Source organism: Candidatus Electronema sp. TJ, from assembly GCF_048287355.1.
In the GTDB taxonomy this organism is placed as follows: Bacteria; Desulfobacterota; Desulfobulbia; order Desulfobulbales; family Desulfobulbaceae; genus Electronema.
Window position 1 is genome coordinate 1 of sequence record NZ_JBLWEP010000019.1, and the last position, 11931, is coordinate 11931.

Consider the following 11931-nt stretch of genomic DNA (forward strand, 5'->3'; position numbering starts at 1 on the left):
ATCTTCCCCGGCATTCAGGGCGGACCGCTGGTGCATGTGATCGCAGCCAAGGCGGTCAGCTTCAAAGAGGCGATGACCGAAGAATATCGCCAGTATCAGCGGCAGGTTGTGACCAACGCCCAGACGCTGGCCGCGCAGCTCAAAGGCCACGGCTTCCGCATCGTTTCCGGCGGCACGGACAATCATCTCATGCTGATTGATCTGAGCAGCAAAGGGCTGACCGGCAAAGAGGCCGAGCATCTGCTGGAAGAGGCGGGACTGACGGTGAATAAGAACGCCATCCCCTTTGACACCCAGCCGCGCTTCGTCACCAGCGGCATCCGCATCGGCACACCGTCCGTGACCACCAGAGGGCTGAAAGAGCCGGAGATGGTCAAAATCGCCGACTGGATCAACCGGGTGCTGACATCCAGAACTCCGGCGGTGATCGCCCAGGTGCGGCAGGAAGTGCGCGAGCTGTGCGAGGAGCTGCCGCTCTATCCTGAGATGGCGCGGGAGGAGGAATTTGCGGCCTGATTTATGAAATGTCCGTATTGCAGCAGCATCGACAACCGGGTGATTGACTCCCGCCTGAACCGCGACAAGACCATCACCCGGCGGCGGCGGCACTGCGCGGCCTGCGAGCAGCGCTTCACCACCTACGAGCGCATCGAGATGACCCTGCCCATGCTGGTGAAAAAAGATGGCCGCCGCGAGCCGTGGGACCGGGGCAAGATGCTACTTGGCCTCGAAAAAGCCTGCGAGAAGCTGCCGGTGAGCATGGAGCAGCTTGATGCCTTTGTGGACAAGATCGAGCGCAGGCTGCAAGACGTGGGCAAGAAGGAGATTCCCACCTCGCAGCTCGGTGAATGGGTGATGGAGACCCTGCCGGAGCTGGACGAGGTGGCGTATGTCCGTTTTGCCTCGGTCTATCGCCAGTTCAAGGATGTTAATGAATTCATGGTGGAACTCAAGCATTTTCTCCACAAGGAGAAATGAGCGGGCCTGACCTCCATTTCATGCGCCAAGCCCTTGAGCTGGCCAAAAAAGGGCTGGGCCGCACTGCGCCCAATCCCTGCGTCGGCGCGGTGATAGTCCGCGACGGGCAGCTTGTCGGCAGCGGCTGGCATAAAAAGGCGGGCACGCCTCATGCCGAAATTAATGCCATCGCGGATGCCGGTGGAGCGGTCGCCTGCGCCGGTGCCACGCTCTACGTCACCCTTGAGCCGTGCAATCACACCGGCAGAACCCCGCCGTGCAGCCGGACGGTTTTAGCCGCCGGAATCGTCCGCGTTGTGGTCGGCATGGCTGATCCAAATCCGGTCGCCGCAGGCGGAGCAGAATTCCTCCGCAGCCAAGGTGTTATGGTAAAAATGGGCATTCTGGAAGAGGAATGCCGCCAGCTCAACCGGCCTTTCATCAAGCATTCGAGCACCGGCCTGCCGTGGGTGGTTTTGAAGGCGGGCATGAGTTTAGATGGCAGAATCAGCCGAATGCGCGGCCAAGGAGGGGCAATCACCGGGCCGGAATCGCAGCGGCGGACGCACGAGCTGCGCGACCAGCTGGATGCCATTCTGATCGGCAGCGGCACCGCTCTGATTGACGATCCCTCGCTCACCTGCCGCTTGGAGCAAGGCCGCGATCCGCTGCGGATTATCTTGGACAGCCAGCTCCGCCTGCCGCCGGAGGCAAAACTGCTGCGCCAGCAGTCCGATGCGCAGACGTGGATTTTTTGCCGAACTGATGCCTGCGCCGAAAAGCAGCGCAAGCTGGAAGCGGCTGGCGCGGTCGTTCACCGCATTGCTGCTGATGAGAACGGACGGCTTGATCTGAAGCAGATTTTGCAGCAAATCGGCCAAGCGGGTCTGACTTCCGTACTGGTTGAAGGCGGCGCAGCAGTGCATGGAGCCTTTCTGCGGGCCAGTTTGGCGGATGAAGTCTGCCTTTTTGTCGCGCCCTGCTTCATCGGCGAGAATGGAACGCCGCTGCTCACCGGCAATGCGCCAGAAGTGCTGCTGGCAGAACTGACTGCGGAAAAATTGGGCCAAGATATACTGCTGCGGGGTTTACTGCGGAAGATCAATTGAGCGCCCGCCCAAGTATTGAGCGGACGCTGTTCTCCGTCGCGCTTATTTCCCGTTGTTGATCTTGCTGCGGAGGATGCCGGAGGGTTTAAAGGTCACAACCCGCCGGGCATCAAGAATCAGCTCGTCGCCGGTTTGCGGATTGCGCCCACGCCGGGGCTTCTTGTCCTTCACGTTGAATTTGCCGAATCCGCTGAGGAGCATGTCTTCGCCCTTGATCAAGGATTCCTTGACGAGCTGAATGAAGGTCTCCACCGAGTCAGCAGCCTGTGTCTTAGTCAGCCCAGGATGCTTTTTGTAAACCGCTTGAATGAGATTTGCCTTGGTCAGGGTCATTTTTATATCTCCGTATTGTCGCTGTATGTGGAGGTTATCATTCCAACCTGCTCTAACTATAAGAAAAAAATAAAGCAGTGTCAATGATTATCAATCTTGTCTTGCCCATGCCGCCGTCAGAGGTTGTCGGCCATGGTGAAGATGGGCAGGTACATGGCCACAACCAGCCCGCCGATGGTGCCGCCGAGGAACACCATCATGAACGGTTCAATCATCGCTGTGAGATTCTCCACCGCCTGATCCACCTCCTCATCATAGAAATCGGCGATTTTTGACAGCATCGCGTCCAAGGCACCGACCGACTCGCCGACATTGATCATCTGCACGACCATGTTCGGGAATACGCCGGATTCCTCGAGCGGTTCGGCGATGGGACGGCCTTCGGCGATGGAGCTGGCGACATGAAAGACCGCCTGCTCAATAACCTTGTTGCCGGCAGTTTTGGCCACAACTTGCAGCGCGTCCAAGATTGGTACGCCACTTTCCAGCATGGTGCTGAGGGTGCGGGTGAACTTGGCCACCGCCACCTTGCGAATCAGCGGGCCGAAGACCGGCGCGTGGAGCAGGAGCGCATCAATTTTCATCCGTCCGCCTTCTGTATTGTAATACTTCTTAAAGAGAAAAGCGGCCACCCAAGCAGCGGCAATAAGGTAAAGAATATTCGATTGAGCGAATTCACTCATGTCAACGACAAACTGGGTCGGCGCAGGCAGCGCACCGCCCATGCTGGTGAACATCTCTTGGAAGACCGGAATGACGAAAATGAGAATAACCGCCAAAATCAGAATGGCAATGCCGAGACAGATCACCGGATACGTCATTGCCCCTTTGATCTTTTTTGTCAATGCCATAGATTTTTCTTTGAATGCCGCAAGCCGAGAAAGGATAGTGTCCAAAATGCCACCGACCTCGCCAGCCTCGATCATATTGGCGAAAAGCGAGTCGAATATCTTGGGATGCTTGCGCATGCTGTCCGCCAGTGTCAGGCCGGTCTCGACATCGCTGAGCATCTCGGTGAGCGCCCGCTTGAAGGTGGGATTGTCCTGCTGCTTGGAGAGGATTTGCAAGCTCTGCACCAGCGGCAGACCTGCGTCGATCATCGTGGACATTTGCCGGGTGAAAATAACAATGTCCTTACCCGTCACCTTGGGCTGTAAAAAGGCCACGTTGGCGAACATATCCTTAGGCTTTTCCTTCACCGTCGGGTTCTGGATGCGCAGGCGCTTGAGCTGGGCCTGCACCGCCGCCTCGTTCACCGCTTCCATTTCGCCCTTGATCTTATTGCCGAGAGAGTTCTTCCCTTTCCAGACGTAAACAGGCATCGCTCAGACCCCACCAGTGATATTTTTCAGCCGGAAATACCGTATAAACAGTTGACAGCGGGCGCAATACCATTTATAAAATGGCAACTTGGCGCAATCAGTTTCATTGTATGCAAGATTTCTTTCCAGTTCAAGGAAAACATCATATTTTTTCAGGAGGTTCGCAGAATGCAGACCAGCAGCGCAGGAAAATACAGTTCCGGTGGCTTTCAGCCGATCATTGACAAGTGCAGCGGCTGCGACCGCGTTGTTGAGGAAAACAGCAGCCAGTACTGCGGCACCTTCATGCAGCCATCGGCAAAATGGCGGCTGGGTTTCTGCAACTTAGCTACCCATTCCAAGCCGGAGATCAAGGTGGTCACGGTCAAAGTTAACCCGCTAAAAGCCGCCAAGCGCGCTTCCGCGAAGAAAAAGTAAGCAAGTTCTGCGGGCCTCAGCCGCAACCGTCCCTGAGGCCCGCATCTGCTGTACTATTTTCTTCCCACCCCGACATACCGGAACCCTGCCGTCTTCATCGCCGCAGGCTCATAGACATTGCGCAGGTCAATGAAGACCGGCTGGCGCAACATTTTTTTCAGCCGCTCCAAATCAAGGGCGCGGTACTGATTCCATTCAGTCATAAGCACCACTGCGTCCGCGCCTTCGCAGGCAGCGTAGGCATTCTCGACATAGTCCACGCCTTCAGGCAGATATTTTCGGGCCTCGTCCATGCCTTTTGGGTCATGGGCACGAATTATAGCACCTTTTTCCATCAGAGCCGGAAGAATGGTGATCGCGGGCGCATCGCGCATGTCATCGGTTTCCGGCTTGAAGGTCAGGCCGAGCACAGCGATAATCTTGCCTGCTTCCGAGCCTCCTATCGCGTCACGGATTTTCTTGACCATCCGCGCCTTCTGTGCCGCGTTTACCTCCACCGCCGCTTCAACGATGCGCAGGCTTTCTCCATATTCCTGCACCAGACGCATCAGGGCGAGCGTGTCTTTGGGGAAACAAGAACCGCCATAGCCGGGGCCGGGGTGAAGGAACTTGCCGCCGATTCGCCCATCCATGCCGATGCCTTTGGCCAGCGCGGCCACATCCGCGCCGACTGCCTCGCAGACCGAGGCTATTTCGTTGATAAAGCTGATCTTCACCGCCAAGAAAGCGTTGGCCGCGTATTTGATCAGCTCAGCGGTCTCAATGCTGGTGCTGACTATGGGCGTTTCGCGCAGATAGAGCGGTTTATATATCTCGCGCAGCACCTGCTCCGAACGTTCTGAATCCACGCCGATCACCACCCGGTCTGGGTGTATAAAGTCGGCGATAGCCGCGCCCTCGCGCAGGAATTCAGGATTGGAAGCCACATCAAACTCCGCCTGAGGATTGGCCTCTCGGACGATGCGGGCCACTTGGCGGGCTGTGCCCACCGGCACTGTGCTCTTGTCCACAATCACGGTGTAGTCTCGCAGCCAAGGAGCTATTTCTTTGGCTGCCGCGTAGATATAGCTGAGGTCCGCGTAGCCGTCGCCGCGCCGGGATGAGGGAGTGCCGACCGCGATGAAAACCGCCTCCGCCTCCGGCACTGCCTCGTCTAATTTCGTGGTGAAGCGCAGCCGTCCCTCGGCCACGTTCTTAGCCACCATCACATCCAAGCCCGGCTCGTAGATCGGAATCTGCCCCTGCCGCAGGCGGACGATTTTTTCCTCGATCTTGTCCACACAGACCAGTTCATGGCCGAACTCCGCCAGGCAGGTACCGGTGACAAGGCCGACATAACCAGTGCCGATCATCGCTATCTTCATTATCTTCCTTTCATGTTGAGGTAATTGTTTTTTCAAGCTGATCAGAGCCGCTCCCGGTTCTTTAAGTCCCCCTCGCGCTGCTGACGAGGAATTTGGTGTAGGGATGCGCGGGCCGCTTCAGCACGGCTGAGGCTGGGCCGCATTCCACCAGTTCCCCCTTGAAGAGCACACCGACGCGGTCGCTGACCTTGCGGGCTAAGGCGAGGTCATGCGTGACAAAGAGCAGGGAAAGACCCAGCTCGGTTTGCAGATGGAGCAAGAGCTTAAGCACCTTGGCCTGAACACTGGGATCAAGGGCGCTGGTCGGTTCATCAGCGATGAGCAGCGATGGCCGCAGGATCAGGGCACGGGCGATGCTCAGACGCTGAAGCGCGCCCATGTTGAGCTGGTGCGGATACTGCCGGAGAAAGGCCTCGTCTTCCGGCAGATGCACCTGCGTCAGCACCTCATGCGCCCGTTCGATATGAATCACCTTGTTGACTATGCCGTGGATTCTCAGCGGCTCCGTGAGAATGTCGAAAACAGTGAAGCGGTGGCTGAAGGACTCGGCTGGATTCTGATAAACCAGGCCGATGCGGCGGACCAGCGACTTGCGATCGCTGCGGCTCCATTCATCCATGTCCCTGCCGTCAAAGAGACGGCTGCCGCTGTCCGGCTTCAGGCTGCCGGAGGCGATCATCGAGAGCGTGGATTTGCCGGAGCCGGTCTCTCCGATCAATGCAAAGACCTCGCCAGCGCGGATGGTCAGATCAACGGGCCGCAGGGCCTGCACGTCCTTGTAGCTTTTGCTCACCCCGCGCAGCTCCAGCAGATTGACAATGCCCCGGCGCAGACAGCGCACGTTATGCTCTTCCAAGGTCTCAAGCTGCGGCTGGCGGCTGGAGCATCGCTCCACAGCCTGAGTGCAGCGTCCGGCGAAAAGGCAGCCAAGCGGGCGCAGCGCGGCCCCATTGCGCTCGGACAAGACCGCAGGCAGGGCGGCCAAGTCGGCGCTGCGGCGCAGGGATTCGCCCCGGATGCCGCCGAGGTCTCTGGTCCGCTCCATGTCCGGGCAGGCGCGGCTCAAGGCCATTGTGTAGGGATGATATGGCTGGGTGAGCAGCTTGGCCGCAGGCAGCAGCTCCATCAGCTGGCCGGAATAAAGGACAGCAGCGCGGTCGCTGTGCTGAGCCGCGAAGTCAAGATCATGGGTGATGAGCAGCACCGCCTTGCCCCTCGCCTTGGTCTCGCGGATCGCCTCGGCCACCACCAGCTTGGTCGCCGCGTCAAGATTGGAGGTCGGCTCATCCAGCATCAGCACGTCCGGGTCCAAAACCAAGGCCATCGCCAGCAGGGCGCGCTGCACCTGCCCGCCGCTGAGCTGATGAGGATACCGCCATTGCTCCTTCTCAGACAAACCAAGGCGGCTGAGAGCCTGCGCGGCAATCGACAGAGCCTCGGCGCGTTCCGTCGCTGTCCGACAAAGCAGCGGCTCAGCCACCTGCTCAATAACCGGATGCACTGGATTGAGAGCCGAGCTGCCGTTCTGAAAGGCCATCGCCACCCGAAACCAGCGCAGGCGGTTCACCGCTGCCGGATCGGCATAATCCACCAATTCCCCGTCCAATCTGATCTCGCCGCCGATAATCGCGGCATCGGGCAGCAGGCCGAGGCAGGCTAAGGCCAAGGTGGATTTGCCGGAGCCTGACTCGCCGATCAAGGCGGTGCTCGTTCCGGGCGCAAACTCCAAATCCACCTCGTCCAAAGCGTGGATCAGCGTGTGCTCGGTGCGGTAGATGACAGACAGCTTGCTGATGCTCAGGCTCATGCTGCCAAAAAGAACTCCGATCTGATTGAATGTGTCCGCCGAATGGCAGGGCAGGTTACTTTACAATATTTTCGCGGCCCGAACAATGCGTCTGCATAGTCATTTTTCTAAAAAAACAGTGAACGGGCTGCCGGTGTCTCTCGTTATGATGCGCCGCGCAGGCATCTTGCCTCGCGCCCTGCTCATCCGCCGCGCAATGAAGGAGCGCATGGGCTGCGGAAGACTTGTCCCGCGCTGTCTCAGCATGCGTTTGCCGCGCTGTCAGTATCTTCTGAGCAACATGAGCTTTTTTTCTCTCCAAAGCACGCTTGAACCATCCTGTTTCACAGTTAAATTGCCCTGATTCACGCTTCAATCAGGCCGTTTCACGCTTTAATCGGCATGATTGAAGCGTAAACCGCCATGATTCACGCTTCAACTGACACGATTTAAGCGTGAATCAGCTTGATTTACGTTTAAATCGCTTTGATTGAAGTGTGAATCAACCCGTTTCACGAGTGAATCGGCCTGATTTAAACGTGAACCAGACCGTTTTAAGCGTGAATCGTGTTGTTTTAAGTGTGAAACGGCCTGATTGCAGCGTGAAACGTGGCGGTTGAAGCGGCCTTTCGGGTTCGTGCAGCCTGTTTTGGCCTGCGCCTTCATTTCTTTTGGGCAAACAAGGCTGTCTTGGTCAAATCCACAGCTCGCCGGTGATTTATCTCCATGTTCCTTCCTGCATCTCGTTTGAATGGCTCAATTTACAAGAGGAAACGGAAATTTTCATGCAAGAAACGCAGCCGATAGTTTGTTGAAAATCCTTCAAACAAAGCCGGAAGCAGAGGAAAGAAAGACGTGCGCGGACTTTGGGATTCACTCCCGGAATCATGCAGGAGAAATGCTGTGTTGTATTCTGAGTTCTGGTCGGCGTGCAAAGAAATTTCTGTCGAAAAGGAGAGCGGAAGAGCAAGTTGCCTTGAATTCTCCGTCAGAGCATGTCGCGCCTTGGAATAAAAATGCTCAAATCATGTTGAATGATTTGAAATTTTATCCATCATCGCCTCATGACACTGCTCTTTACGGCATGTGACAGCTGAAACAGCAAGCATATCCCGCACCGCCTGCACATGTTGCCTCACGCCGCCGCGGTGCAGTTCAACTAACTGTCGCGCCGAGCCGGACATGGCCGTATGCAGCGCATCATCACAGAGAATTGCGGCGGCGGTTTCGGCCAATGTCTCAGCTGTGACCACCTTTGCCCCGCCGCACGTCACCAAATCGCGGGCGATTTCATGAAAATCCTCCATGTGTTCGCCAAACAGCGCGGGCACGCCTTGAACTGCCGCTTCAATCGGGTTGTGGCCGCCTTCGTTCACCAAACTGCCGCCAATGAAAGCCAGCCGCGCCACACTGTAACAGTCTGCCAGCTCACCGATGGTGTCTAAGATGAGGACGCAGCTTTCCTCGCCCGATTCGCCGCTGCTGCGGAGCGCAGCATTCAGGCCGAAGCTGCAAGCCAGCTTGAGCAGCTCGCCGCCTCGCTCGATTTTTCGTGGCGCGAGGATTAAACGCAGAGGAGAAGGGCGAACACAGGGGTTTGCCCCTGCGATTTTCTGGAATGCCGCAAAAATCAGTTCTTCTTCGCCGGGATGGGTGGAGCCGCAGACCCAAATCGAGCCATCTTTGAATGCAGGCAGGGCAAAGGCGGCAGAGCGGCTGGCAGGCAGATCGTATTTCAAATTGCCGAAGCAGACGATCCGTTCAGCCGGGATGCCGAGCGCGAGCATTTTGTCCCGATCCTGCGCGGTCTGCATGGAAAGCAGGCTGAAGCAGCGGAACATCGGCTTGAAGAACAAGGCGAAGCGGCAATAGGAAGCGAAAGATTTTTCGGAGATGCGGCCATTGACAAGCATGACTGGTATTTGCCGCTGCTGAAGCTGACGTAGCCAGTTCGGCCAGAAATCTGTCTCGACAAGAATGAAGCAGCTCGGCTTTATTGCGTTAAGAAAGCGTCGGACAACGCAGGGAAAATCGAGCGGGCTGAACAGGATGAGGTCAACGTGCGGGGCAATGAGCCGTTCGGCCAGTTCTTTGCCGCTGCGGGTGGTCGCGCTGAAAATAAGTGCTGACGGATGGATGCTTTCACGGAGGCCTTTGACCAGCGGCAGGGCGGAACGCACCTCGCCCACAGACAGGGCATGAATCCAAATCACCGGCTTGGGCACAGCACCGGCGGCGGCAGCCAGCTTTTCCTTGATCTGCCGTGTGCGCCGCCCCAGCCGCTCCAAAACGCGGTCTTGATTTTTTTGCAGAAGCAAAACGATGCAGGAAATAAAAAGAACCGCTGGGTTCAGCGGGCAGAGGAAGGCGAGTCTTCTTGATCTGCGCTCTGCGTTCAGGGAGGAGTGCTCCTCCCCCCTGAACGAAGCAGCTTTCAGCTTCTGCTTTCTGCTTGGCGGAAGACCAGATTGTACAGATGCTCGGCCTTCTCGAAGCGGCTGCGCTCCGCATAGCCGTCAGCGACGACAGCTGCGGCGAAATCGCTGCGCAGTCCTTGAACAAATGCGGCTTTGCCGTCCTCACGCACACCGGCAAGCGTGGTCAGCGAGTCTAAATACTTGCCCTGCCCGCGAGCCAGATCGGCCTCCAGCGGCTCATAGGTTTCGTTGATGAAGGCAGCGGTCAATGCCTTGCCGCCTTTGCAGGTCTCCGGTGAGGAGATGTTGGAGATGATGGCTGTGGTGCCAAGGTCAAAGGTGACGTTGGTCACCGCCGCGACCGCCGGAGTGCGGGGAGCGATCAATGCGCCCAAACCGCAGTCAGTGTAGATTTCAGCGAATTCTCTGGCGGCGGCGGTTTGAGCCAATGCCAGCGAAGCAGTGAAAACGAGCGCGATGGTTCTCATGTTTTTCTTGAGCATGTGCATCTCCTTGTGCTTCTGAAGATTGATAAGGAACTGAAAAAGCCTCATTGTCAAGATTACTCAGGAGAGAGCGCAATGTCAATATCCGACATTGTTTTTAGTTGTTCCGCCGCAAGAAAGCGGCTCATTGCCGCCGCCTGATTTTTCTCTTCATTTTTTTTCAGGCATGAAGTATTATTTAACAAAATCATATCGTTTTCTTTTTCACTGCGGAAAAAGGAAAAAGCGCGGAAATTATTGTCGCGGCCAGCAGCATGAGAAGAAACTTCGGAGCGGAGGAGGCATCCGTTGAGAATGCTTCTCAGATGCGATAAGATACAAGAAGGAACTGTGCGCCGGAGCTGAACAATTCTAAATATCCCGCTGATCATGAAAGAGAAGACGATGAAGCCTGTTGAACTGCGTGACAACGTCTGGTGGCTGGCCAACCGCTCGGATGCTCTGCTGGAGGTCAACATCTACCTCCTCTGCTACCCTCATGCGCCCGGAGGGGCCAACATCATCATAGATCCCGGCCCGCCGGAACTGCTCACCTGTTTGCAGAAGGCGGTCGCGCCCATCATCGGCGGCCTGGAGAAGGTCAACGGGATACTGATCAACCATCAGGATCCTGACGTGGCACCCAATTCGGCCTACATCCAGAAGCTCAATCCGCAGTGCATGGTGGTAGCCTCAGAAGACACGTGGAGGCTGATTCACTTCTTTGGTCTCAAGGCGAGCCGCTTCAAAGCGGTGGAAAGTTACCGAAATCACCGAGCCACCATGCCCGGCGGCTGCCGCCTGATTTTTGTGCCCTCGCCCTTCTGTCATTTTCGGGGGGCGATGATGTATTATGACGTGCGCAGCCGCATTCTGTTTTCCGGAGACCTCTTCGGGGGACTGTCCTACACCCCGGATTTGTACGCCACCGAAGCGTGCTGGGAGGGCATAAAGACCTTCCACCAGCTCTACATGCCCTCGCGGGATGCGCTCCGGCTGGCGGTCTCGCGCATCCGCAACCTCGATCCGCCGCCGGAGATGATCGCCCCGCAGCACGGTTCCATCATTCAGGGCGATCTGATCAAAGATTTTCTCGACCGGATGTACAAATTGGACGTGGGGCTGGACTTGCTCATCGCCGGGGAGAAGGTGGAAAACTATCTCGGCGCGGTCAATGAAATCCTCGATGAGCTGGAACGCGAGGATTCCGCTGACGCGCTGGCCAAGGGCATCGCCTCCCTCAACCGGGACAAGTCCTTCACCAGCATCATGACTTTTGCTGGCAGAAGAGTGACCGGCTTCAAAGTCGAGCCGCCAGTTGCTGTTAAAACCCTGCTCGCTCATCTCCGTCAGCACGGCGGCGCGGGCTTGGAGGGATTAGTCAACTTAGTCGCCCTCAAAACCCTAATCGGACGCAACATTCCAGTTGGCGACATCCTGCCCCAGTCCGGCGGAGAGCAGGAACTGCCGGATTATTTTGAATGACCAAGAAGGGTGCGCCGACCGCCATGAACCGCAAAAACATACTGATCGTTGACTGGGACAAGAATTTCATGCAGGAGCTGCGGGAAGCCTTTCTGCCCTACAGCAGTGCCTATCAGGTAGCCTTCGCCCCCAGCATCGCCAAATCCCGAGAAATCCTAAGCCGGTTCACTGTTCATCTTGTGCTGGCCAATGTGCAGCTTTCCGGCGAGAGCGGCATTGAGCTGCTGCTGCACGTCCGCCGCTGGCACGCCGACAC

At 57.0% G+C, this 11931-nt stretch carries 12 protein-coding genes and 1 pseudogene; 6 read left to right on the plus strand and 7 right to left on the minus strand.

The window, feature by feature from the left end:
• From ACNKID_RS02680 to ribD, 3 genes and pseudogenes are all read left to right on the plus strand, one after another.
• Nucleotides 1–516, plus strand: a pseudogene (locus tag ACNKID_RS02680) (serine hydroxymethyltransferase); the annotation flags it as partial.
• A 3-nt stretch (nucleotides 517–519) separates the two neighbouring features.
• The gene (gene nrdR, locus ACNKID_RS02685; RefSeq protein ID WP_417911889.1) at nucleotides 520–978 is read left to right on the plus strand and encodes a transcriptional regulator NrdR; all 459 of its coding nucleotides are present in this window, start codon (nucleotides 520–522) and stop codon (nucleotides 976–978) included.
• Nucleotides 975–2066, plus strand: coding sequence for a bifunctional diaminohydroxyphosphoribosylaminopyrimidine deaminase/5-amino-6-(5-phosphoribosylamino)uracil reductase RibD (gene ribD / locus ACNKID_RS02690; protein ID WP_417911890.1), 1092 nt, complete (start codon nucleotides 975–977; stop codon nucleotides 2064–2066). The genes nrdR and ribD overlap by 4 nt, the downstream gene beginning before the upstream one ends.
• A gap of 42 nt (nucleotides 2067–2108) precedes the next feature.
• Here the strand turns inward: ribD and ACNKID_RS02695 are convergent, their stop codons facing one another.
• Nucleotides 2109–2399: an integration host factor subunit alpha gene (locus ACNKID_RS02695; protein ID WP_417911891.1), complete on the minus strand. Its 291-nt coding sequence runs from the start codon at nucleotides 2397–2399 to the stop codon at nucleotides 2109–2111.
• Between the two features lie 116 nt (nucleotides 2400–2515).
• Nucleotides 2516–3721 carry a type II secretion system F family protein gene (locus ACNKID_RS02700; protein ID WP_417911892.1) on the minus strand — a complete coding sequence of 402 codons (1206 nt, stop codon included), beginning with the start codon at nucleotides 3719–3721 and terminating at the stop codon, nucleotides 2516–2518.
• Between the two features lie 168 nt (nucleotides 3722–3889).
• Here ACNKID_RS02700 and ACNKID_RS02705 point away from each other — a divergent pair, with 168 nt between their 5' ends.
• Entirely contained in the window at nucleotides 3890–4138 is a 249-nt protein-coding gene (locus tag ACNKID_RS02705; protein ID WP_417911893.1) for a PxxKW family cysteine-rich protein, read from the plus strand.
• 53 nt (nucleotides 4139–4191) lie between these two features.
• On the opposite strand, the gene ACNKID_RS02710 is transcribed toward ACNKID_RS02705, so the two are convergent.
• From ACNKID_RS02710 to ACNKID_RS02730, 5 genes are all read right to left on the minus strand, one after another.
• The gene (locus ACNKID_RS02710) at nucleotides 4192–5502 is read right to left on the minus strand and encodes a UDP-glucose dehydrogenase family protein (protein ID WP_417911894.1); all 1311 of its coding nucleotides are present in this window, start codon (nucleotides 5500–5502) and stop codon (nucleotides 4192–4194) included.
• Between the two features lie 61 nt (nucleotides 5503–5563).
• Nucleotides 5564–7309: an ABC transporter ATP-binding protein gene (locus tag ACNKID_RS02715; RefSeq protein WP_417911895.1), complete on the minus strand. Its 1746-nt coding sequence runs from the start codon at nucleotides 7307–7309 to the stop codon at nucleotides 5564–5566.
• A gap of 1004 nt (nucleotides 7310–8313) precedes the next feature.
• Nucleotides 8314–9606 carry a 3-deoxy-D-manno-octulosonic acid transferase gene (locus ACNKID_RS02720; RefSeq protein ID WP_417911896.1) on the minus strand — a complete coding sequence of 431 codons (1293 nt, stop codon included), beginning with the start codon at nucleotides 9604–9606 and terminating at the stop codon, nucleotides 8314–8316.
• A gap of 116 nt (nucleotides 9607–9722) precedes the next feature.
• Complete coding sequence (locus tag ACNKID_RS02725) at nucleotides 9723–10208, minus strand: DUF3015 family protein (protein WP_417911897.1); 486 nt, start codon at nucleotides 10206–10208, stop codon at nucleotides 9723–9725.
• Between the two features lie 59 nt (nucleotides 10209–10267).
• Nucleotides 10268–10582: a hypothetical protein gene (locus ACNKID_RS02730; protein WP_417911898.1), complete on the minus strand. Its 315-nt coding sequence runs from the start codon at nucleotides 10580–10582 to the stop codon at nucleotides 10268–10270.
• Nucleotides 10583–10595: 13 nt separating this feature from the next.
• Between ACNKID_RS02730 and ACNKID_RS02735 the strand changes: the two genes are divergently transcribed.
• Nucleotides 10596–11675 (plus strand): MBL fold metallo-hydrolase, encoded by a 1080-nt coding sequence (locus tag ACNKID_RS02735; protein WP_417911899.1) that lies wholly within the window; start codon nucleotides 10596–10598, stop codon nucleotides 11673–11675.
• A gap of 23 nt (nucleotides 11676–11698) precedes the next feature.
• Nucleotides 11699–11931, plus strand: a 233-nt coding sequence (locus ACNKID_RS02740; protein ID WP_417911900.1) for a response regulator, incomplete at its 3' end; no start/stop codon positions are given.